Raw genomic sequence first — 23,839 nt, 5'->3', positions numbered from 1 at the left:
GGTTGATCAATGCAGAATAGGCCTGCCCGCAACGGGCAACACGGACCGGTGTTACTGGAAGAATCCCGTACCCGGTTCAGGCTCTGGGCACCGGACGCGCAAAGCGTCAGCCTGGTGATCATTGGCGGCGCTACGCTGCCAATGCAGGAAGGTAAAGACGGCTGGTACAGCATCGAGGCAGATGTCGGCGCCGGCACGCAGTACAGTTTCCTCATCGACGATGAACTTCAGGTGCCCGACCCCGCGTCCCGGGCACAGTCTGCCGATGTGCACGACCCGAGCGTAGTCGTCGATCCTGCAGCCTATACGTGGCGCAACGCGGATTGGCCAGGCCGCCCCTGGCACGAAACCGTGCTCTACGAACTGCACGTTGGCAGTTACGGAGGCTATGCGCAGATCGAGCAGCGTCTTCAGGCGCTGGCGGATCTCGGCGTGACTGCCATCGAGTTGATGCCGCTCGCCGAATTCCCCGGCGACCGCAACTGGGGCTACGACGGCGTTCTGCTCTACGCGCCGGAAGCTTCCTACGGCACACCCGATCAGCTCAAGCACCTGATCGACACCGCTCATGGTCTGGGGCTGACGGTATTCATCGATGTGGTCTACAACCACTTCGGGCCGGACGGTAATTACCTGCACAGCTACGCCAAGCACTTCTTCCGTCACGACCAGCAGACGCCCTGGGGAGACGGCATCGATTTCCGTCGTCGCGAAGTGCGCGATTTCTTCATCGATAACGCCCTGATGTGGCTGATGGACTATCGCTTCGACGGGCTGCGCATGGACGCTGTCCACGCGATTCCAGACCCAACCTTCCTACCCGAATTGGCCGAACGCGTTCGAGCGGAGGTCGAGCCGGGTCGCCACGTGCATCTGGTACTGGAGAACGAACACAACCTTTCCAGCCTGCTCTCCGATGACTTCACCGCCCAGTGGAACGACGACGGTCATAACGTGCTGCACACCCTGCTCACCGATGAGAGCCAGGGCTACTACGGCGATTACCACAGCGACTCGACCAGCAAACTGGTGCGTTTTCTCGGTCAAGGCTTCGTCTATCAAGGGCATGAGAATCGCCGTGGTGAATCGCGCGGCGAGCCCAGCGGTCACCTCTCCCCGACCGCCTTCGTCCTGTTTTTGCAGAACCATGATCAGACCGGTAACCGTGCCTTCGGCGACCGGCTGATCAACCTGGCACCACCCGATGCACTTAAAGCGGCAACGACCGTACTGCTGCTTTCGCCCATGGTGCCACTGCTGTTCATGGGCGAGGAATGGGGCGCGCGCGAGCCCTTCCTGTTCTTCACCAGCCACCACGGAGAGCTGGCCGACGCCGTGCGTGAGGGTCGCCGGGGTGAATTCGCGGAATTTGCCGAGTTCGCCGACGAGCACACCCGTGAGCGTATACCCGATCCAAACGCGGTCGAGACGTATGAGGCCTCCAAGCCTGACTTCAGTAAGCGCGACGAGCCTGAGCACGCCGAATGGCTGAGCCTGTATCGCCATCTGCTGCAGCTTCGCCACGCCGAAATCGTGCCGCGGCTGGAAGGCTCGCAATTCCTCGGCGCCGAAACCTTGGGCGAAAGCGCGGCCTTGGCTCGCTGGCAACTGGGTGACCGCAGCGAGTTGCGCCTGGAGCTCAACTTGAGTGGCAACGACCTTGCCGTTACGCCCCCTGCCTCGACTGCGCGCTTGCTGCATAGCAGCCGTGAAGGCGATTCAGGCGGCACCGACACATTACCTGCGCGCACCGCCAGGATGTATTTGCTCGAATCAGCAGGAGTGTCTTAATGAGCGATGAACGACTGAACCGCCTGGCCAAGGCGGCTGGCCTGTCCATCGAATGGGTTGATGCGGATGGCAAGGATCAACGGGTCAAACCGGAGGTCTTGCGCGCCGTGCTCGGCGGGCTGGGGCTGCCAGCCACCAGCGACGAGGAGATTGAACTCAGCCTGGAAAAACTCGACGCCGGCTCAGGCGCGGCCAGTGTGCCGCCGCTGCTGACGCTGGATCAGGGCGCGCCGCTGGACCTCAGTCAGTACTTCGAGCCATCGGCACCTTACAGCCTGACCCTCGAAGACGGTAGCGAGCAGGACGGAAGCCTGGATAGCCAGTCGCGTCTTGCGGCCATCGATACGCCTGGCTATCACCGGCTGAGTATTGCTGACCAGCAGCTTACACTGGCCGTCTCCCCTGCCGCCTGCCCTAGCGTAGAAGACGTGGCCGGCCCGGGAGCATGGGGGGTTACGGTGCAGCTCTATGGATTGCGTCGGCCCGGTGATGGCGGGCTCGGCGATACCCAGGCACTTGAAGCGATTGCGCGCAATGCAGCTGCACATGGGGCCGACGCGCTGGGCATCAGCCCGGTGCACGCGATGTTTACCGGCAACAGCGGTCAATACAGCCCGTATTCGCCTTCCAGCCGGCTGTTCTACAACATTCTGCACAGTGCACCTGGCACCGTGCTGGGTGAGAAGCCGCTGCGCATGGCAATCGAGTCCTGCGGGCTTGCTGACGAGCTACAACGCCTCGAGGCGCTCGACCTGATCGATTGGAGCGCAGCCTCGCAAGCCCGTCAGTGCCTGCTGCGCACGCTCTACGAGGATTTCGCCACCGGCGGTAACGCCCAGCAGGCGGACTTCGACAGTTTTCGCGAAGCCGGCGGCGAAGCACTGGAAAACCATTGTCGCTTCGAGGCCTTGCACGCAGCCCTCCTCGGCCCAGAAGGTTTCCCACAGCACTGGCGCGACTGGCCCGAGGAATACCGCACGCCCCAAAGCGCCGCCGTTGAACAGTTCGCACAGGAAAACGCCTCCGAGGTCAGCTATTACGCCTTTTGCCAATGGCTGATCGCCCGTGGGCTCGAGCGTGCCCAGATTGCCGCCTGCAGCGCTGGAATGAAGATCGGCCTGATCAGCGACCTGGCCGTGGGTGCCGACGGGGGTGGCAGCCAGGCTTGGAGTCGCCAGGATGAAGTTTTGGCGGCGCTCAGCGTGGGTGCACCGCCCGATGTCATCAATCGTCAGGGACAAAGCTGGGGGATCTCAGCGTTCTCCCCATGGGGCCTCAATGCACACGGTTACCGCGCGTTCATCGAAATGGTTCGGGCCAACCTGGCGCATGCCGGCGGCATACGCATCGATCATGTGATGGGCTTGATGCGTCTGTGGGTGATGCCCGCAGGCGCCGGCCCCACCGAAGGCGCTTACCTCAATTACCCCTTTGACGACCTGCTGCGCCTGCTCACGCTGGAGGCCTGGCGGCGTAACGCTGTGGTGCTGGGCGAAGACCTCGGGACGGTCCCCGAAGGACTGCGCGACAAGCTGGCGGCACGCAAGCTGCTGGGCATGCGCGTGCTGTTTTTCGAACGCGACAACAACGGCACTTTCAAGCCACTCGATGAATGGCCAGACAGCGCAATCGCCACGTCGACCACGCATGACCTGCCGACCATCGAGGGCTGGTGGACAGCCCATGACATCGACTGGCGTATCCAGGTCGGCCAGCACCGCGAGGACGAACGCCCCGCACAGCTGGAGGAACGCGAACGCGAGCGTGGCGGGCTGCTGAGGCTGTTACGTGAATACGCACCGAGCATCGAGGGCGACCTCACCGATCCAGACGTACTCGCCGACGCTTGTGCCGTCTTCCTCGGCCGCACGCCGGCTCCGCTGGTGCTGTTCCCTGTCGAGGACGCCCTGGGCCTGCTCGAACAACCGAATCTGCCCGGCATCATCGACACCCATCCCAACTGGCGCCGACGCTACCCCAGCGACAGCGCTACCCTGCTTGATGACCCCGCTTGCTCGCACCGCCTGGAGCTGCTCTCCAGCGCGCGCAAGCAGGCCACTGGAAGTAAACATCGATGAGAGACCTTAGCGCCACGTTGCGACTGCAGTTCCATCGTGACTTCACCCTCGACGATGCCACCGCTCTGGTCGACTACTTTGCCGACCTTGGTATCAGCCATCTGTACGCGTCCCCGCTGCTGACGGCACGGCCCGGCTCAATGCACGGCTACGACGTCATCGACCCGACCCGTATCAATCCAGAGCTGGGCGGTGAGCCGGCGCTGCGAAGACTGGTCGATGCACTGCGCGCCAAGGGCATGGGCCTGATACTGGACATTGTCTCCAACCACATGGCGGTTGGCGGCTCCGGCAACGCCTGGTGGCTCGACGTGCTCGAGTGGGGGCGCCGCAGCCCCTACGCACAATTTTTCGATATCCAGTGGAATTCCCCCGATCCACTGCTGGAAGGCCAGCTATTGGTGCCTTTCCTTGGCAGTGACTACGGCGATGCGCTGCAGGAAGGCAAGATTCCCCTGCGCCTGGATATCGAAAATGGCGCTTTTTACGCCGAGCACTACGAGCACCGCTTCCCCATTTCGCCACCCACTTACGGCGAGATCCTGCGCCTGACCGATCAACCTGAGTTGCGTAGCCTGGCGCAGCATTTCGATGCCTTGAAAACCGAGCCGGCGCCTTATCAGACTGCGCGTGAATTGCGTGCCGACCTGGCCCGACTGCTGGAGGACAGCAATACTCGGCAAACGCTGGAACAAGCAATCAGACACTACGACTCGACCACCGAAGAAGGCTTCAAACGCCTGCATGGTCTGCTCGAACGACAGAACTATCGCCTCGCCAGCTGGCGTACCGCGGGAGACGACATCAACTGGCGGCGATTCTTCGACATCAATGAGCTGGGCGGTCTGCGCGTCGAGCGCCCCGTTGTGTTCGAGGAAACCCATGCCAAGATCTTCGAGCTGATCAGTGAAGGGTTGGTTGACGGCTTGCGCATCGATCACATCGACGGGCTGGCCAATCCACGCGGTTACTGCCGGCGCTTGCGGCGTCGTGTCGATCGACTCAATGCCGCGCGGCCCGAGGATGCGGAACAGGATCATGTGCCGATCTACGTCGAGAAGATTCTCGCTGAGGGCGAACATCTCCATGACGACTGGGGCGTCGACGGCACTACTGGCTACGAATTCATGAACCAGGTGTCGCTGCTGCAACACGACCCGGCCGGTAAATCCGTGCTGTGTACGCTGTGGAGCGAAACTGCCGAGCGCCCGGCCGATTTCATGGAGGAAGTCCGGCAGGCGCGACAGCTGGTGCTGACCGGACCGCTGGCCGGCGACTTCGAAACCGTTGCCCAAGCGCTGCTGCAGGTCGCGCGCCATGACGTGATGACCCGCGATATCACACTCGGCGCGATCCGCCGCGGGCTGCTCGAGTTGATCGTGCATTTCCCGGTGTACCGCACCTACATCGCGGCCCGCGGCCGACGCGAGTCTGACGAGCCATTCTTCCAGCAGGCGCTGGCGGGAGCGCGCACCACACTTGGCGAAGCCGACTGGCCGCTGCTGGATCAGCTTGATCGCTGGCTCGGCGGGGAAGACCTGCGCTCCTTACCGCCGGGACCTGCACGGCGGATTCGCCGCTATGCCTGTACCCGCTTCCAGCAGCTGACCTCGCCTGCCGCCGCCAAGGCCGTGGAAGACACCGCCTGCTACCGCTCCGGCACGCTGCTGTCGCGCAACGATGTCGGCTTCGACGCGCAGACCTTCAGCGCACCGGTCGACACCTTCCATGCCGAGTGCCTTGAACGTGCGGAGCACTTCCCGCGCAACTTGCTGACCACGGCTACCCATGATCACAAACGCGGCGAAGACACCCGTGCGAGGATGACGGTGATCAGCGAACGTGCCGAATGGTTCGCCAGCAAAGTCAAACATTGGCGTCAGCTCGCCTACGGCCAGCGCCAGGAGCTGCCGGAGGGACCAGCGCCTTCGCCGGGCGACGAAATGTTGCTGTATCAGGTGCTGCTCGGCTGCTGGCCGCTGGACCTGAAGGCGGACGACAAGTCGGCCATGGAAACCTTCTGCGAGCGGATGATCCAATGGCAGGAAAAGGCTGTGCGCGAGGCCAAATTACGCAGCACCTGGACCGATCCGAACAGTGATTACGAAGGCGCCTGCCAGCACTACCTGCGCGCCCTGCTTCTGGGGGACGAATGCAAGACGCTGCGCGACGACATCGCCGCAGCTGCCGCCGAGCTGGCCCCTGCCGGCGCACTCAACAGTCTTACCCAGACTTTTCTGCGCATGACCACGCCGGGCGTGCCCGACCTCTATCAGGGCGCGGACTACTGGGACTTCAGTCTGGTCGACCCCGACAACCGCCGTCCCGTCGATTTCGACCGTCGTCGCGCTACCTTTAGCCTGGACGCACAGCCAGCCGAGCTCATGGCGAACTGGCAGGACGGTCGCATCAAGCAATGGCTGATCGCGAACACACTGAAACTGCGTCGTGCTCACCCGCGTCTGTTTACCGAGGGCCGCTATCTTCCTTTGAAGGTCGAAGGCGAGCATGCCGAACGTGTGATTGCCTTCGCTCGTGAGCTCGACGGCCACTGCGTGATTGTGATTGCCGCACGTCTGGCCTACGGCTTGCTTGGCGACAGCCAGACACCACAGGTTCCGATCGAGCGCTGGGGCGACACACATGTCCGATTGCCCGATGCGCTGAGCGGTAAAGCAATGGAGCGACTTTTCGACGGAATGACAGTCAGACCCAAACAAGAAGGTTTAAGCGTGCCCGATGTTTTGCAGCACCTGCCCTTTGCGCTTTTACAGCTAACAATGAGTTCAACAGGAGAATCAGAACGATGACCAAACAAGAGCAGCGCATCCGCGAGTTGGCCTACGACATTTGGGTTTCGGAAGGCCGCCCGCACGGGCAGGACGAACGTCATTGGGAGATGGCCCGCAAGCTGGCTGAAGCGGAAAACGATACCTCCGAATCAAAGCCGGCAGCCCGCGCGCGTAAAGCAGTCACAAAACCAACGGATGCCACCCCTGCTGACAAACCCGCCAAAGCGACTAAGGCAGCCAAGCCTGCGAAGGAAGCCAAGGAGCCAAAAGACGTCAAGCCAGCCAAGCCTGCGGTCGCTCCGGCCAAGGGGACTGCACGTCCCAAAGCCAAAGCAGGTACCAACGCAGCCGAGGGCACCCCGGAAGGCGTGAAAAAACCTCGTGCACCACGGGTCAAGAAAGACAGCTGAACGACACCGCGCCATGCCACCGAGCTGGCTCCATCCGGGAGCCGGCCAGTCGTGGTCCTTCATCGCCCTGCACAGCCATTGGGCAGAGTAGCCATCGGAGATTTCATGAGTAGAAAAAAACCTGCGGCGCCTCAAATTCTGGTGCCTTCGCGTATTCGCGAGGGACAGCCCTTCCCGCTTGGCGCCACCTGGGACGGATTAGGGGTCAACTTCGCGATCTTTTCCGCGAATGCCACAAAGGTTGAGCTGTGCCTGTTCGATGCCGATGGCGAAACCGAGCTCGAGCGCATCGAGCTGCCGGAATACACCGACGAAATCTGGCACGGTTATCTGCCCGATGCCCATCCAGGGCAGATCTATGGCTACCGCGTGCATGGCCCGTATGCGCCGGATGCCGGACACCGCTTCAACCCGAATAAGTTGCTGATCGACCCCTATGCCAAGCAACTGGTCGGTGGGCTGAAATGGTCCGAGGCGCTGTTTGGCTACACCATTGGCCATGCCGATGCGGACCTGAGCTATGACGAACGCGACAGTGCGCCCTTCGTACCGAAGTCCAAGATCATCGACCCTGCTTTCACATGGGGGCATGACCGCCCGGTACAGGTACCCTGGGATCGCACGATCATCTACGAAACCCACGTGCGGGGTTTCACAATGCAGCACCCGGCTGTTCCCGAGGACATGCGCGGCACCTTTGGCGGTTTCAAAACGCCGGAAGTGATCGACTACGTGCGCAAGCTCGGTGTTTCATCCATCGAGTTTCTGCCGATCCACGGTTTCGTGCAGGATCAGCATCTGCTCGAAAAAGGGATGAGCAACTATTGGGGTTACAACAGCATCGCCTTCTTCGCACCGCACCCGAAATATTTGGCGAGCGGCAAGATCAGCGAATTCAAGGAAATGGTCGCCCACCTTCACAACGCGGATCTCGAGGTCATTCTCGACGTGGTCTACAACCACACCGCCGAGGGCAACGAGCTGGGCCCAACGCTTTCCATGCGCGGCATCGACAATGCCTCGTACTACCGGCTGATGCCCGACCAGAAGCGCTACTACATCAACGATTCAGGCACCGGCAACACGTTGGACATGAGTCACCCCTGTGTCCTGCAAATGGTGACTGACTCCCTGCGCTACTGGGCCGAAGAGATGCATGTCGATGGCTTCCGCTTCGATCTGGCGACCATCCTCGGCCGCGAGCACGACGGTTATGACGAACGCCACGGGTTCCTGGTCGCCTGCCGTCAGGACCCGGTGCTGGCAAAAACCAAACTTATCGCCGAGCCCTGGGACTGTGGCCCCGGCGGTTATCAGGTCGGTGGCTTCCCGCCGGGCTGGGCCGAGTGGAACGACCAGTATCGCGACACCGTGCGCGCGTTCTGGAAAGGCGACGAGGATCAGCTGCCGGACTTTGCAGCGCGCCTGACCGGTTCTGGGGACCTGTTCAATCAGCGTGGCCGCCGCCCATTCAGTTCGGTGAACTTCATCACCGCGCATGACGGCTTCACCCTGAATGACCTGGTGTCGTACAACGACAAGCACAACGAGGCCAATGACGAAGACAACCGTGACGGCAGCAGCAACAACATCTCCTGGAACCATGGCACGGAAGGCCCGACTGACGATCCGGAGATCAACGAGTTGCGCTTCCGTCAGATGCGTAACTTCTTCGGCACGCTGCTGTTCTCCCAGGGCACGCCGATGATCGTGGCCGGTGACGAGTTCGCGCGCACCCAGAACGGCAATAACAACGCGTATTGCCAGGACAGTGAAATCGGCTGGGTCAACTGGGATATTTCCGAGGATGGCCGCACGCTGCAGGCCTTCGTGCGCAAGCTGATCCGGCTGCGTCAACGCTATCCGATGCTGCGTCGCGGACGTTTCCTCGTCGGTGCCTATAACGAAGAACTGGACATCAAGGACGTCACCTGGCTGGCGCCACATGGCGAAGAAATGACCATCGAGCACTGGGAAGATGGCAACAACCGGTGCATGGGCATGCTGTTGGATGGGCGTGCGCAGCCCACCGGTATCCGCAAGGCCGGCTCGGACGCTACCCTGCTGCTGATCGTCAACTCCCATCACGACGTGGTCAATTTCACGCTACCCGAGGTGCCTCAAGGCATCTACTGGAACCGCCTGATTGATACCAACAACCCCAACGCCCGGTCCGAGCGTTTCGACTTCAACAACGAGTACGCCCTCACCGGCCGTTCGCTGTTGCTGTTCGAACTGATCAAGGAAGAGGAATAACGGGCGAGCAGGCACCGACCTGACCACTATTGCTTTCAAGGCCCCGGTTTCCGGGGCTTTTTTGTCTCTGAGGCAGAACAACCGCGCCATTACTCAACCGTTCGTTTGAACTCGACGTGCGGTAGTGAACCCCGCCAAGCGACTCCAGTCCCAACCCACAGCGCGGCGTTCATGAACCTACGGATTTGTTCCTGCCAGTCGCGGGCAGAGTGTCCCTTCCGTGACGGACCACTTCTTTATGCATCTCATTCGGCTGATCATTTCCTCCGTTCTGCTGACCTTCTGCTCCATCGTTGCCCTGCCCTCACATGCCGGCGGCACCATCAGTAATGCGACGTTGCCCGCCACCAAACCGGGCACCGTAAAACTGTTCGTCAACCGCATCGGCTCGGGCAAAGCGATGGACGTTCGCAACGACACCGACGTTCCGGTCGAAGTCGTGTTGCGCCTGACGCACATGGTCAACGTCACTGGCGTTGGCAAAGGCGTAGTCCGCAAGACAGTGCCAGCACGGACCCGTATGCGCATCGCCACATTGCGCAAACGCCAGCCCGGCTATCCGCTGATGTACCAGCATTCGTTCAGCTACTCGCTGATCTACTCACCTGAGCCGGGCAAAAAGGGTTCCGTTGGCGGTTATGCCTATGCCCTGCCCTGGAAAGGCGGCCCGTTCTCCATTTCGCAGGGCGCAGGCGGGGACTACAGCCACACGTCGCCCAAGGGCCGTTATGCGGTCGATATCGCCATGCCGCAGGGCACCCCCATCGTGGCGGCGCGTGCGGGAACGGTGTTGAAGGCTCATGATGGGCAGCACGGGCGGATGCCCAACCCGGCCGGCAACTACGTGCGAATCCTGCACGACGACGGCACGCATAGCGCATACCTGCACCTGAAGCGCGGTTCAGTGAAGGTCAAGGCGGGGCAACAGGTAAAAGTCGGCAGTCTGCTTGGCCAGTCCGGCAATACCGGCCGTAGCACCGGCCCACACCTGCATTTCGTCGTGCAAAAAGCTTATGGCGACTCGATGATGTCCATTCCTTTCCGCTTTTCGCAACCGGTCAGCACGTTGCCGAACTTCGCCAGCAACAACTGATCGACAGCACCTCAGCGCTGCCAGGAAAAATTGAACGTCTCGTCGGCTGACATGCGCTGCAGGTGGTCAGCCACAACGGCTTCCATGCGCGCCTGCTGTTCCTCGTTCGTGGTCTGCAAGGTCGCGGTCAGGCTGTTTTTTCCAGCCGTCAGCGAGCACTGAGTGTCGCCCAAGGCGATATGACCATGTCGGTCATCGAAATCCACCTCGAACTTGTGGCTCCAGTGTTTGCAGAGCCTGCGGATAAGGCGGCTGGGGTCGGATGTCTGGATCTGTACGGTAGAACTGCGCATGAAGAGACCTCTTTGCTAAATGGACTGATGGATCAGTCAAACCGGTAGGCCGACAGCGTCGTATGCATGACGCGATCGGTGAATACCTTGCGTCCCGCCCCGTCCGGCGCAGCGCCAGCCGCCACCATCAGCGGCAATAGGTGCTCTTCGCCACGGGGCGGATGGCAGAGCCTCGCTGAAGGCGCCTGCTCCCATCCTTGCAGCAGCGCCTCACGATCCGAACTCGGTGCACTGACGGCATTGCTCAACCAGTGGTCGAACTCATCCGAAATCGGCGCGAAACGCGGATCGCCATAGCCACGCATGTTGTGAAAGCTCATGCCGCTGCCGACGATCAACACACCCTCATCACGCAGCGGGGCGATGGCGCGACCAATAGCGAGATGGGTCGCCGCGTCCAGATCGCGCTGCAGCGACAACTGCACCACCGGCACGTCTGCCTCGGCAAACATCAGCTTCAGTGGGATGAAGGTGCCGTGGTCGTAGCCGCGTCGCCCGTCCTCGCCCGCCGCAATGCCAGCCTCACCAAGCAAATCGACCAGCCGTGCCGCCAGCGATGGATCGCCTGGTGCCGGGTACTCCAAGGCGTAGGTGTGCGCGGGAAATCCGCTGTAGTCATAGATGAGCTCAGGTCGTGCGTTCGCCGTGACCATGACGCGGGACTCCAGCCAATGCCCGGAGATCAGCACGATCGCACGAGGGCGCTGCGGCAACGTTGCGGCGACAGATCTCAGAAAGGCAGCCATCGCATCCCATGCGTCGACAGGGTTCCACTCCATGAAGAAGCACGGCCCGGCACCGTGCGGAACGAACAGTGTGGGCATCCTCATATTGGCGTAGTTGTGCATCGCATCTTGATCCTGAGGGGGCGGACGCACAGTATGGATTACGGTTGTTTTGAGCTGAACAAGGCAATCTGAATCAACAGTTTCAACTGAGAGTAGGAGCTGCAATGCTCGACCGAATCACCGGAATGCGAGTGTTTGCCCGTGCAGCCAGTGCTGGCAGCCTGTCTGCCGCTGCGCGTCATCTGGGCTTGTCACCGGCCATGGCGACCAAGCATGTGGATGCGCTGGAAGCACGCCTAGGGGTCAAGCTTTTTCACCGCAGCACCCGACGGCTAAGCCTGACAGCGGCGGGCAGCAGCTACCTCGAGGCGTGCCTGCGGATCCTCCCGGAAATCGACGAAGCCGAGGCCAGCGTCGCCTCACAGCGGGTCGAAGCCTCAGGCCTGCTGCGCATGAACGTGCCTCTGTCGTTCGGTACCCGTTTCATCGCGCCCTTGATGCCTGAATTCAGTCAGCGCCACCCAGCGGTCAAAGTCGAACTGGGGCTGACCGACAGCCAGGTCGACTTGATCGATGGGAGCTGGGACATGGCCGTGCGAATTGGCCGCCTGACCGACAGCCCGTTGCAGGCCAGGCGTCTGACTGACTGCCGGATGCAGGTCTGCGCCTCGCCCGGCTATCTGGCCCGGCATGGCGTGCCGAAGCGGGTGAGCGATCTGTCGCAGCACAATTGCCTGGGTTACAGCCTGTCGAACTTGCTGGGCGGTCGAGAATGGGCATTCGGACCCGAGGGAGAATTCCGCGTACCGATCCAGGGCAACCTGGTGGCTAACAACGGCGCGGCGCTGGTTGCAGCCGCCGTGGGTGACCAAGGGCTGATCTACCAGCCGCAGTTCATCGTGGCGGCGGCCCTCAGCCGAGGTGAGCTGGAAGTCATCGAACTCGATCAGCCACCGTTGGGCCTCGGCGGGATCCATGTGGTCTACCCACCAGATCGCCGCCCGCCGGCCAAAGTTCGAGCCATGATCGACTATCTGGTCGAAGCGTTCGCGGGCGAGCTGCCATGGGAGCACCCGTTTCGTTGACCCGGCCGTGCCTTTCGCCTCGGCTCAGCACTCTTCCAACAGGCGGTAACTCCCGATACTGAGCGGCCCCGGCTGCGCTGCAGGGGAAAAAAAGATGAACCGGGCAAGCCGCTATCAGTCCGAATGAAGGGAGCAGATTGCGTAAGCAACGTGCCGTGGATCGCGCCGCCCGCACAGGCAGGCGCATGCCCAAGGATTTTTCAGCCCAGCTGCTCCAGCTCGGCTGATCTGCTGGATGTCACTCACCATTCATTCAGACCAATCGATGCCCGGCCAGGCGCGATTGGACCGTTTATGGAGACGCCCATGAAAGCTGTGGTCTATCACGATGTCGGCGACATACGCCTCGAAGACGTACCCGACCCCAAGATCGAAGCCCCGACCGACGCCATTGTGCGCATCACCGCCTCTGCCATTTGCGGGACGGATCTGCACTTCGTGCGCGGCACCTTCAGCGGCATGAAGCCCGGCACCATTCTTGGCCATGAGGGTGTCGGCATCGTTGAAGAGCTCGGCGAGGACGTGCGCAACCTGCAGATCGGCGACCGCGTGGTGATTCCCTCGACCATCGCCTGCGGCAACTGCTCGTACTGCCGCTCGGGCTATTTCGCCCAGTGCGACGTGGCCAATCCAAACGGCAAGGAAGCAGGCACTGCATTCTACGGCGGCCCTGCAGCCACAGGGCCATTCCATGGACTGCAAGCCGAAAAGGCGCGCATTCCCTTTGCCAACATCGGTCTGGTGAAGCTGCCGCCGGAAATCAGCGATGACCAGGCAATTCTGCTGTCGGACATTTTCCCGACCGGCTATTTCGGCGCGGAGATGGCCGAGATCGAAGCCGGCGACACGGTAGCCGTATTCGGCTGCGGTCCGGTCGGTCAGTTCGCCATTGCCAGCGCCAAACTGCTGGGGGCCGGGCGCATCTTTGCCATCGATCAATACGACGACCGTCTGCGCATGGCCCAGCGTCAGGGGGCGGAGATCATCGACTTCAATCGAGAAGACCCGATCGAAACGCTCAAGCGTTTGACCGGCGGGATTGGCGTCGACCGCGTGATTGATGCCGTGGGCGTCGATGCGGAACACGGTTGCTGCGGCGGCAAACCTGCCGACGGCGCCAATGCCGATCAGAACGCCAAGTGGCAACCGGGCGATGCCCCCTCACAGGCGCTCGAATGGGGCGTGCAGTGTCTGGCCAAGGCCGGCACCTTGTCGATCATTGGCGTCTACCCGCCGGATGCCACGACCTTCCCCATCGGCATGGCGATGAACAAGAACATCACCATGAACATGGGTAACTGCCACCACCGCAAATACATCCCCCGGCTGATCGAGATGATCCAGGCGCGGCGCATCGACCCGACGAAGATTCTCACGCAGGTCAAGCCGATGAGCGATGTCATCGCGGCATTCGAAGCGTTCGATCGGCGCGAAGGCGGTTGGATCAAGGTCGAGCTGAAGCCCCAACGAGAGGGCTCGAACGTACACGGCTCGGAAGAAACGCTGGTCGACGAGGCCGTCGCCGACACCTTCCCGGCCAGCGACCCGACCAGCATGCAGAACCCCCGTTAGACTACAGGAGCAAGCGATGGCAGCCATCCATATAGGCATTTCCGGCTGGCGCTACGCACCTTGGCGAGGCGACTTCTATCCCAAGGGTCTCGTCCAGAAGAACGAGCTGAAGTTCGCCTCGCGCGCCGTGAGCAGCATCGAGATCAACGGCTCGTTCTACTCGCTGCAGAAGCCAGAGCTCTACGCCGGCTGGTATGACGAGACACCCAAGGGCTTCGTTTTCAGCGTCAAGGCGCCCCGCTACATCACCCATGTGCTGCGCCTTCGGGAGGTCGAGAAGCCCATTGCCAACTTTCTCGCCTCCGGTGTTCTTGCGCTCAAGGACAAGCTCGGTCCGATGCTGTGGCAGTTCCCGCCTTCGTTCAAATTCGATCCCGAGCGTTTCGAAACCTTCCTCAGTTTGCTGCCGCATGACACGGCTGCGGCGTTGGAAATGGCAAAAGGCTGTGAACCACGCATGGAGGGGCGCAGTTATCTGCAGATTGACCGCAAACGCTCCCTTCGCCATGCGGTCGAAATACGTAACGAGAGCTTCGTCGATCAGTCGTTCGTAGCGCTTTTGCGCAAATATAAGGTTGCACTGGTTGTAGCCGACACGGCCGGCAAGTGGCCATACCGAGAGGATCTCACCAGTGATTTCGTCTACATCCGCCTTCACGGGGCCGAACAGCTCTACACCAGCGGCTACACCGATGAGGCGCTGGATAACTGGGCCCAGCGCATCACCCGCTGGAACAATGGCGGCCAGCCTGACGACGCTCATCTGATCAGCTCCATCAAGCCTCCGGCGCGCAAGCATCGCGCCGTTTATTGCTATTTCGATAACGATGTAAAGGTCCGGGCGCCCTATGACGCGCGACAGCTGTTGCGCCGGCTCGGACTGGATAAAGACCTGGAAACCACTCCAGGCCAGTTGGAAGGAGCATTGGCGTGAATCTGGACAAGACCCACCCCCTCGACAGCCGCGACCTCGACGCGCATATGTCCACGGCCGTCAGCACGGTGCGCCTGCTGACCGTGAACACACATAAAGGCTTCACCGCGCTCAACCGGCGTTTCATCCTTCCGGAGCTGCGCGAGGCAGTGAGGGCGGTATCGGCCGATATCGTGTTTTTGCAGGAAGTCCTCGGCACTCATGAAAAGCATGCCTTGCGCTTTCATGACTGGCCCAAGATGTCGCAGTACGAGTTCCTGGCTGACAGCATCTGGACCGATTTCGCCTATGGCCGCAACGCCGTCTACCCTGACGGCGACCACGGCAATGCCCTGCTCTCTAAATTCCCCATCACGCGCTACGAGAACCTCGACATTTCCATTGCTGGCCCTGAGCGTCGCGGCCTGTTGCACAGCGTGCTGCAGGTACCGGGGCATGACGAGTTCCACGCTATCTGCGTGCACCTGGGCTTGCGCGAAGCTCATCGTCAGCAGCAATTGCGCCTGCTCTGCGACCTTCTTGATTCGCTGCCAGCCGATGCCCCGGTGGTGGTCGCCGGGGACTTCAACGACTGGCGACTCAAAGGTGCTCAGGTGCTGGATCGCTGTGCCGGTATGCACGAGGTTTTCGCGGTAGCACAGGGCAAGGTGGCGAAAACCTTCCCGGCGCGCTGGCCGATGCTGCGGCTGGACCGGATCTATGTGCGAAATGCCACGAGTCACAAACCGAGAATACTGGGTAACAAACCCTGGACACACTTGTCCGATCATCTGCCCTTGGCGGTGGAGATACACCTATGAATTTTCACTGGAGAGACGGGAATCGTCTTCAGTTGCTGGAAAACGGCGAGGAATTCTTTCCCGCTGTGTTCGAGGCCATTGCGGCCGCGGAAAAGGAAGTCCTGTTGGAAACCTTCATCTTTTTCAAAGACAAGGTTGGGCAGGAGCTGCAACAGACACTGATCGCGGCAGCAGAGCGCGGCGTGAGCGTGGACGTGACCGTAGACGGTTATGGCTCGGCTGACCTGGATGGCGATTTTGCTGCGGCGATGGCGCGGGCCGGTGTACGCGTCCACGTATTCGATCCGGGCAAGCGGGTGTTGGGCAAGCGTCTGAACGTATTCCGCCGAATGCACCGCAAGATTGTCGTCGTGGATGGCGATCTGGCTTTCATCGGAGGCATCAACTTTTCAGCTGACCATCTAGGCGATTTCGGCCCAGCAGCCAAACAGGATTACGCGCTTCGGGTAGAAGGCCCGGTCGTACACGATATCCACCGCTTTTCACTCGCGAACATCACGGCCACCTCTTCGCACCGGCGCTGGTGGCATCGGCGACCACGAACTCAAAGCAACGGTTTTGTCGGCGTCAGCCGAGGAGAAGCCCGCGCCCTGTTCGTGACCCGCGACAACAACGACCACAGCAACGACATCGAGCAGCATTATCTGCAGGCGATCCGCGATGCTCGCTCACGCCTGCTGATCGCCAACGCTTATTTCTTCCCCGGTTACCGGGTGCTGCGGGAAATCCGAAACGCCGCACGGCGTGGCGTCAGGGTCCGGTTGATTCTGCAGGGCGAACCGGACATGCCGATTGCGAAGTTCGGCGCGCGCATGCTCTACAACTATCTGATGAGCGACGGCGTGGAGATCCATGAATACTGCCGCCGGCCGTTGCATGGCAAGGTAGCGCTGGCCGACTACGAGTGGTCCACAGTGGGCTCGAGCAATCTCGATCCCCTGAGCCTGTCGCTCAACCTCGAGGCGAACCTGATCATTCGTGATCACAGCTTCAACCGCCAATTGCACGAGAACCTGGACCGACTGCTGCAACAGGACTGCCGCCGCATTCCGCTGGAGCGCATCATCCGTGGTTACTGGTGGCGAGCACCGCTGGCCTTCATCATTTTCCACTTCCTGCGTCACTTCCCTCAGTGGGTGGGCCTGTTGCCGGCGCACAAACCAAGGTTGCAGCTGCTCGATCCGGAGCCCTTGGAGCCCAGTCCCGCCCCCATGCAGCGAGAACATCAATGACAGAGCGACACCACCAGCCACAGAGCGGGTGGCGCCGCCGATGGCCGCTGATCAAGCGGATCCTGACCTACTGCTTCTTCATTCTGGTCGCCGGGCTATTGATCGGGCTTGCCCGCAACGTCAACTGGAGTGAGGTCTATCAGACGCTGCGCAACTACAGCGCCAGGACGCTGTGGATGGCTGGTGCAGCCACCGCGGTGAGTTATGCGGTGTACTGCTGTTTCGACGTACTCGGCAAACGCTATGCCCAGCACGACATGCCAATCCGGCAAATCCTCCCGGTGACCTTTGTCTGCTACGCCTTCAACCTCAACCTGAGCGCCTGGGTAGGCGGAATCGCGCTGCGCTATCGGCTCTACTCGCGGTTTGGCCTGCGCACCTCGCAGATCACCCGTGTGTTCACCATGAGCGTGCTGACCAACTGGCTCGGCTATTTGTGGCTGGCGGGGCTGATCTTTTCCCTGGGATGGATCACGCCGCCCGCTGACTGGGAGATCGGTCATACCGCATTGCGTGTACTGGGCGCTGGGCTGCTGCTGGTCTCGGCGGTCTATCTCTGGGCGTGCGGTTTCTCCAAACGTCGCCACTGGACGATCCGCAAGCACGAGATCTATTTGCCGAGCCTGCGCCTGGCTGTGGTCCAGATGCTGCTCGGCGCCAGCAACTGGGCACTGATGGCGCTGGTGGTCTATTTCATGCTGTCGCAACAGGTGCCCTATCCCGTCGTGCTGGGCATTCTGATGATCAGCAGCGTAGCGGGCGTGATTGCCCACATACCGGCCGGGCTGGGCGTGATTGAAGCGGTGTTCGTGGCAATGCTCAGCGGAGGTGAACTCAGCCAGGCCAACATCGTGGCCGGGTTGATCGGCTACCGGGTGGTCTACTTCCTTATCCCGCTTATGTTCGCCACGATGGTTTACGTGGCGCTGGAACTACGGGCGAAGAAGCTGCGTTCTCGTGGCCAGGCGCAAAACGACGACGACCCGCAGGAAGAGCACCCGTCTACAGCGACTTGATAATGACCGCAAGTTTGCTCTGCCCGCTGCCACCGCAAGCACCATAAACAAAAAAGCCGGAGCGATCATCGCTCCGGCTTTTTTTGTACCGGCGTCTGGCATCAGGCGCCGGTCTGCAGCAGTTACACCTGGGGTCGAAGGATGATCACACCCAGCGGCGGCAGGGTCAGCGCCAGTGACACATCCTGACCATGAGCCGGAATCTGCTCGGCCAATATGCCGCCGCCATTACCCACGTTGGAGCCGCCATAGCACTCGGCGTCACTGTTGAAGATTTCCTCCCAGCGGCTGTCGACGGGCACGCCAATGCGATAGTTCTCGCGAACGACCGGCGTGTAATTACCCACGATCAACAATGGATTGCCGCTGGAATCCATGCGCAGCCAAGCAAACACGCTGTTGGCGCGATCATCACCGATCAACCACTGGAAGCCGGCCGGATCGGAGTCGAGCTCATGCAGCGCAGGTTCCTTGCTGTACAGATGATTGAGATCGCGCACCAGATTCTGCGCGCCGCGGTGGTCGGGCTCTTCCAGCAGATGCCAATCAAGCTCGCGGTCATGGTTCCATTCACGCCATTGGCCGAACTCGCAGCCCATGAACAGTAGCTTCTTGCCGGGGTGCGTCCACATGAACGACAGATAAGCCCGCAGGTTGGCGAATTTCTGCCAGCGGTCGCCCGGCATTTTGTCGATCAACGAGCCTTTGCCGTGCACCACCTCATCGTGGGAAATCGGCAGGACGAAGTGTTCCGAATAGGCGTAGACCATGCCGAAAGTGAATTTGTCGTGGTGGTACTGACGGTTGATCGGGTCTTCTTCGATGTATTGGAGCGTGTCGTGCATCCAGCCCATGTTCCACTTGTAGGCAAAGCCGAGCCCGTCCTCGGACGTTGGCTTGCTCACGCCGGGGAATGCTGTGGACTCCTCAGCAATGACCAGCGCACCAGGGGTTTCAGTCGCCACGACATCATTCAGGTGACGCAGGAAGTCGATGGCTTCCAGATTCTCCCGGCCGCCATGACGGTTGGGAATCCACTCACCATCCTTGCGCGAGTAGTCGCGATACAGCATCGAGGCCACCGCATCCACACGCAGCGCGTCGACGTGGAATTCGCGCAGCCAGTGCAATGCCGAGGCAAGCATGAAGCCATGCACCTCGGTACGCCCCAGGTTGTAGATGTAGGTATCCCAGTCCTGATGGAAGCCCTCGAACGGGTGCGCGTACTCGTAAAGCGCAGTGCCATCGAACTCGCCCAAACCATGAGCATCAGTCGGGAAGTGGGCCGGAACCCAGTCGAGAATCACACCAATACCGGCGGCGTGGCAGGCATCGATGAAGGCTGCGAAGTCGTGCGCCGACCCATAACGCGCGCTTGGCGCGAACTGGGACAGCAGCTGGTAACCCCAGGAGCCGCCGAAGGGGTGCTCCATGATGGGCATCAGTTCGATATGGGTGAAACCCAGATCGACCACATAGGGAATCAGCCGCTCGGCCAGTTCATGCCAGTCGTACAAGCGACCGTCGTCGCCGCCGTCGCGACGCCAGGAGCCAGCGTGCAGCTCGTAGATGCTCATCGGTGCTTTCACCGACTGCTGCTTTGCCCGCTGCTCCAGCCAGGCCTCGTCTTTCCATTCGTATTCAAGCGGGTGCGAGACTACCGATGCAGTGCCTGGCGGCAGTTCGGTGGCCAGTGCAATTGGATCGGCCTTCAGTGGCAGGATGCCGTGCGGGCCAAGAATCTCGTATTTGTAGGCCTCGCCCGGCTGCAAACGCGGGATGAAGATCTCCCACACGCCTGACGGAAAGCGCAAGCGCATGGGGTGCCGACGCCCGTCCCAACCGTTGAAGCTGCCAACTACCGATACGCGGCGAGCGTTAGGCGCCCACACTGCGAAGCGAACACCCTGAACGCCATCGACCTCCATGGGCTGAGCGCCGAACACGCGGCCGATTTCCCGATGGTTGCCCTCGGAAAACAGGTACATGTCCATTTCGCCGAGCTGGGGACCAAAGCTGAAAGGGTCTTCGGTGATTTGTTCGCCACTGGCCCAGCGAATCTTCAACAGATACGGCTGTTGATTGGTCAATCGGGTGAAGAAAAAGCCGGGCACCTGCCCTTGCTCCATGGCCGCCAGGACTCTCCCGCCGCTGCGTTCAAGCACTTCGACGCCCAACGCATTAGGCAGGTAGGCGCGCACGACCAGCCCATCACCGTCCGGGTGCGGGCCAAGAATGGAAAACGGGTTGCCATGTTCGGCGCGCACCAGCGCGTCGACATCAGCATCGGTTGGTAGCAGGTTTTCACCGGGCATTGTCACGGCCGGACGATCATTCATTGGGAACCTCCATCGGAAATCTGTTGTGCCAGCGTCGCCAGTCCCTGAAGCGGGACGGTCAGCCAAGCCGGGCGGTTCTCTGCTTCATAAGCTACTTCATACGCGGTCTTTTCCAGACTGAACAGGGCCAGAGCCGCATCAGCACCGGCCGCGTCCTTCCAGGCATGTGGCAACTCGGCGGTCGCCTCGCGATAAGCTTTCAGGAAGACCGCACGTGCACTTTGTTGATAGGTGTCGGAAATGGTGCGGCGAGCCTGGTCGGCAACTTCCGAGCTGTCGCTCGACTGGGCGTTACGCAGCGTCATGGCGGTGGCGTATTCAAAGGAGCGCAGGACACCGGCGACGTCCTTGAACGGGCTCAGCTTGCTGCGTCGCTCCTCAAGCGAGCGTGCGGGCTCGCCCTCGAAGTCGATGAAGTAGGCATCACCCTGCGCTACCAGAATCTGGCCAAGGTGCAGGTCACCATGCACTCGCGTCCGCAGCCCACCCAGCGTGCGATTGGCTAGCCGCTTGACCTCAGCCAGCAACTGTTTGCGCTGATCAAGGAGCTGATCGACCTGTGCGGTAGTTTTACGATCCAGATCGCCACGGCGAGCCTGCAGCAGATCAAGCGCATGTTCGACCTGCCCGGAAATCAACTGCGTCCATTCCTTGGCATCCGAAGCCGTGGTCGGCTCGGCAGCAAAGGCCTGGTTGTCGGTCTGCACCGCCAGGGTCATGTGCATTTCGCCCAGGCGTTGACCAAGCAGCCGGTTGAAGGCTTCAAGCTCTTCCAGGGCACTGAACTGGTTTTCATGCAGTGAAACGCCGCCAGCGATCTGGTCGCGCACCGCCCGGTCCAGCGTGTTCAGCGTCCACTCCCAGGCGTCGCCCTGGTTGTCGAGGAAGCGCTGCACGACCATCAGGGCGTATTGCTCACCGCTCTTGTCGAAGCGGCTCACCTGCCCCAGCATCGCCGAGATATGGGTGAAGCCTTGTTCGGTCAGGAAGCTGCCCATCTCCAGTTCCGGGTGCATCCCGGCCGAAACGCGGCGCAAGACCTTGATCATCATGCAGCTGCCGATGATCGCCGAGCTGTTGGACTGTTCGGCAGTGAGGTAGCGCACTTCCGCCTCGGCTGGCAGTTCGATTTCTGCGAGCTGCGCCATGGGCTGGAAACGTATCTCGCCTTCGCCGCACGGCAGCACCTGCTCCTCGCGCAGCCCCTGGATGACGCCGAGTACGAACTGCTTGAGCGCGAAGGCATCGGTCAGGAGGCCCACTTGCGGCCCGCGACGAACCCGCGCCATTGCCAGTTGCTGAGGCAGCGCGATATCGAAGTCACCCTCGTCGAGGAAGCCCAATGGCAACTGATAACGGTCGCTGCGTCCGCCTGCATCGACCGCCACCTCACTCAACAATACCGGGCGTTGCGGGTCGCCGAACGGCACGCTGTAGCAGATTTTGATCGAGTTGATCGTCGCATCCTTGCTGGCGAACCAGCGACGCTTGGGCAGGTATGCCGGCAGCGATTCGGTTTCCAGAATCCGTTTGTTGGCCGCATTGAGCGTATCCAGGCGCTTGAGCACCAACGTTTGAAAATCAGGCATGGTTTCCACCGGTTCTTGGTGCCAGCTCGGCATCTGGTGACTGGTTGCCAGCTGGAACCAGTAAAAGCCGTAGGGAGGTAGAGTCAGCAGATACGGCAGTTGGCCGATCGGCGGGAAGGCACTGCCGCCGACCATTTCCACCGGCACCATGCCGGCGTAATGCGACAGCTCCAGCTCTGCGGCCTGTGCCGAACGCGAGACGTTGGCGACGCAGAAGATCACTTCCGTCTCGCCGGTTGCCGTCGTGAACTCGCGGATATAGGCAAGAATGCGACGGTTGCTCGGCGCCAGCATCTTCAGGGTGCCACGGCCAAATGCCTTGAACTGCTTGCGGATGGAAAGCAGCCGTCGCGTCCAGTTGAGCAGTGAATGCGGGTCGCGCTGCTGAGCCTCGACGTTGATCGCCTGATAGCCGTAGAGCGGGTCCATGATCGGCGGCAGCACCAGGCTGGGCGGGTCGGCGCGGGAAAAGCCGCCGTTGCGGTCGACCGACCACTGCATCGGCGTGCGCACACCGTCTCGGTCACCGAGAAAGATGTTGTCGCCCATGCCGATTTCATCGCCGTAATAGATCACCGGCGTACCGGGCATCGAGAGCAACAGGCTGTTGAGCAGCTCGATCCTGCGGCGGTCCCGTTCCAGCAGTGGCGCCAGGCGACGTCGGATGCCGAGGTTGATTCGCGCGCGCTTGTCCGAGGCGTAGTAATTCCAGAGGTAGTCACGCTCCTTGTCGGTCACCATTTCCAGCGTCAGCTCGTCATGGTTGCGCAGGAAGATCGCCCACTGGCAGTTCTCGGGAATGTCCGGTGTTTGCCGGAGAATGTCGGTAATCGGGAAACGGTCTTCCTGGGCAAGCGCCATGTACATGCGCGGCATCAACGGGAAATGGAAGGCCATGTGGCATTCGTCGCCGAGCCCGCCATCCTCGCCGCCGAAGTACAGCTGCGTGTCTTCCGGCCATTGATTGGCTTCGGCCAGCAGCATGCGGTCGGGGTAGTTGGCGTCGATCTCGGCGCGGATCTTTTTCAGCACCACATGGGTTTCGGGCAGGTTCTCGTTGTTAGTGCCGTCGCGTTCCACCAGGTAGGGAATCGCGTCCAGACGCAGTCCGTCGATCCCGAGATCCAGCCAGTAGCGCATCACGCTGAGAACCGCCTTCATCACCTGCGGGTTGTCGAAGTTGAGGTCCGGCTGGTGAGAATAGAAGCGATGCCAGAAGTACTGCTGTGCTACCGGGTCCCAGGTCCAGTTCGACACTTCGGTATCCAGAAAGATGATCCGCGTGCCGTCGTATTTCTCGTCAGTGTCGGACCACACGTAAAAGTCACGCGCCGCGGACCCCTTCTTCGCCTTGCGCGCACGCTGAAACCACGGGTGCTGATCGGAGGTGTGGTTGATGACCAGTTCGGTGATCACCCGCAGGCCACGCTTGTGAGCCTCAGAGATAAAGCGCTTGGCGTCAGCCATGGTGCCGTAATCCGAATGCACGCCACGGTATTCAGCGATGTCATAACCGTCGTCGCGACGCGGCGATGGGTAGAACGGCAGTAGCCAGATGGTGTTCACGCCGAGGTCGGCGATGTAGTCGAGCTTGTCGATCAAGCCCTGAAAGTCGCCGACGCCGTCGTTGTTCGAATCGAAGAAGGATTTCAGGTGGACCTGATAGACCACCGCATCCTTGTACCAAAGAGGGTCCTTGATAAAGGCAGCAGGTTTGCGCGCTCTGGCCATGGTCTCGTTCCTTTCATCTGCCTCCTGACTGGCCCACACA

16 protein-coding genes are annotated in these 23,839 nt (G+C 61.1%); 12 read left to right on the top strand and 4 right to left on the bottom strand.

Annotated elements, in window-relative coordinates:
* The first annotated feature begins 9 nt into the window (after positions 1-9).
* From treZ to ACSSNI_RS06405, 6 genes are all read left to right on the top strand, one after another.
* Positions 10-1,791: a malto-oligosyltrehalose trehalohydrolase gene (treZ, locus tag ACSSNI_RS06430; RefSeq protein WP_200636793.1), complete on the top strand. Its 1,782-nt coding sequence runs from the start codon at positions 10-12 to the stop codon at positions 1,789-1,791.
* The gene (gene malQ, locus ACSSNI_RS06425; protein WP_200636795.1) at positions 1,791-3,869 is read left to right on the top strand and encodes a 4-alpha-glucanotransferase; all 2,079 of its coding nucleotides are present in this window, start codon (positions 1,791-1,793) and stop codon (positions 3,867-3,869) included. Before treZ ends, malQ begins: the two co-directional genes overlap by 1 nt.
* Positions 3,866-6,679: a malto-oligosyltrehalose synthase gene (locus ACSSNI_RS06420; protein WP_200636797.1), complete on the top strand. Its 2,814-nt coding sequence runs from the start codon at positions 3,866-3,868 to the stop codon at positions 6,677-6,679. The genes malQ and ACSSNI_RS06420 overlap by 4 nt, the downstream gene beginning before the upstream one ends.
* Positions 6,676-7,071, top strand: coding sequence for a DUF2934 domain-containing protein (locus ACSSNI_RS06415; RefSeq protein ID WP_200636799.1), 396 nt, complete (start codon positions 6,676-6,678; stop codon positions 7,069-7,071). The genes ACSSNI_RS06420 and ACSSNI_RS06415 overlap by 4 nt, the downstream gene beginning before the upstream one ends.
* A gap of 105 nt (positions 7,072-7,176) precedes the next feature.
* Complete coding sequence (gene glgX, locus ACSSNI_RS06410) at positions 7,177-9,327, top strand: glycogen debranching protein GlgX (protein WP_200636801.1); 2,151 nt, start codon at positions 7,177-7,179, stop codon at positions 9,325-9,327.
* Between the two features lie 238 nt (positions 9,328-9,565).
* Complete coding sequence (locus tag ACSSNI_RS06405; RefSeq protein WP_200636803.1) at positions 9,566-10,420, top strand: M23 family metallopeptidase; 855 nt, start codon at positions 9,566-9,568, stop codon at positions 10,418-10,420.
* Between the two features lie 11 nt (positions 10,421-10,431).
* Here ACSSNI_RS06405 and ACSSNI_RS06400 read toward each other — a convergent pair whose 3' ends face one another.
* Positions 10,432-10,713, bottom strand: a complete 282-nt coding sequence (locus tag ACSSNI_RS06400; RefSeq protein ID WP_200636805.1) for a DUF2218 domain-containing protein — start codon at positions 10,711-10,713, stop codon at positions 10,432-10,434.
* 32 nt (positions 10,714-10,745) lie between these two features.
* The gene (locus tag ACSSNI_RS06395) at positions 10,746-11,561 is read right to left on the bottom strand and encodes a DODA-type extradiol aromatic ring-opening family dioxygenase (protein ID WP_200636807.1); all 816 of its coding nucleotides are present in this window, start codon (positions 11,559-11,561) and stop codon (positions 10,746-10,748) included.
* A gap of 104 nt (positions 11,562-11,665) precedes the next feature.
* On the opposite strand from ACSSNI_RS06395, the gene ACSSNI_RS06390 reads away from it, so the two are divergent.
* The 6 genes from ACSSNI_RS06390 (at position 11,666) to ACSSNI_RS06365 (ending at position 18,140) form a co-directional block, all read left to right on the top strand.
* Positions 11,666-12,586 (top strand): LysR family transcriptional regulator, encoded by a 921-nt coding sequence (locus tag ACSSNI_RS06390; protein ID WP_200636809.1) that lies wholly within the window; start codon positions 11,666-11,668, stop codon positions 12,584-12,586.
* 306 nt (positions 12,587-12,892) lie between these two features.
* Positions 12,893-14,158: a zinc-dependent alcohol dehydrogenase gene (locus tag ACSSNI_RS06385; RefSeq protein ID WP_102835271.1), complete on the top strand. Its 1,266-nt coding sequence runs from the start codon at positions 12,893-12,895 to the stop codon at positions 14,156-14,158.
* Positions 14,159-14,174: 16 nt separating this feature from the next.
* Complete coding sequence (locus ACSSNI_RS06380; protein WP_200636810.1) at positions 14,175-15,092, top strand: DUF72 domain-containing protein; 918 nt, start codon at positions 14,175-14,177, stop codon at positions 15,090-15,092.
* Positions 15,089-15,892 carry an endonuclease/exonuclease/phosphatase family protein gene (locus ACSSNI_RS06375; protein ID WP_200636811.1) on the top strand — a complete coding sequence of 268 codons (804 nt, stop codon included), beginning with the start codon at positions 15,089-15,091 and terminating at the stop codon, positions 15,890-15,892. The genes ACSSNI_RS06380 and ACSSNI_RS06375 overlap by 4 nt, the downstream gene beginning before the upstream one ends.
* The gene (gene clsB / locus ACSSNI_RS06370; RefSeq protein WP_200636812.1) at positions 15,889-17,124 is read left to right on the top strand and encodes a cardiolipin synthase ClsB; all 1,236 of its coding nucleotides are present in this window, start codon (positions 15,889-15,891) and stop codon (positions 17,122-17,124) included. The genes ACSSNI_RS06375 and clsB overlap by 4 nt, the downstream gene beginning before the upstream one ends.
* On the top strand, positions 17,121-18,140 hold the full coding sequence (locus ACSSNI_RS06365; RefSeq protein WP_200636813.1) for a lysylphosphatidylglycerol synthase domain-containing protein: 1,020 nt from the start codon (positions 17,121-17,123) through the stop codon (positions 18,138-18,140). Before clsB ends, ACSSNI_RS06365 begins: the two co-directional genes overlap by 4 nt.
* 122 nt (positions 18,141-18,262) lie before the next feature.
* On the opposite strand, the gene glgB is transcribed toward ACSSNI_RS06365, so the two are convergent.
* Both glgB and treS read right to left on the bottom strand, forming a co-directional pair.
* Entirely contained in the window at positions 18,263-20,479 is a 2,217-nt protein-coding gene (gene glgB, locus ACSSNI_RS06360) for a 1,4-alpha-glucan branching protein GlgB (RefSeq protein WP_200636814.1), read from the bottom strand.
* Positions 20,476-23,799: a maltose alpha-D-glucosyltransferase gene (treS, locus tag ACSSNI_RS06355; RefSeq protein ID WP_200636815.1), complete on the bottom strand. Its 3,324-nt coding sequence runs from the start codon at positions 23,797-23,799 to the stop codon at positions 20,476-20,478. The genes glgB and treS overlap by 4 nt, the downstream gene beginning before the upstream one ends.
* Positions 23,800-23,839 lie beyond the last annotated feature (40 nt).

It is taken from the genome of Stutzerimonas tianxiuensis (genome assembly GCF_053470365.1).
This window is presented reverse-complemented; position numbering and strand designations above follow the sequence as displayed.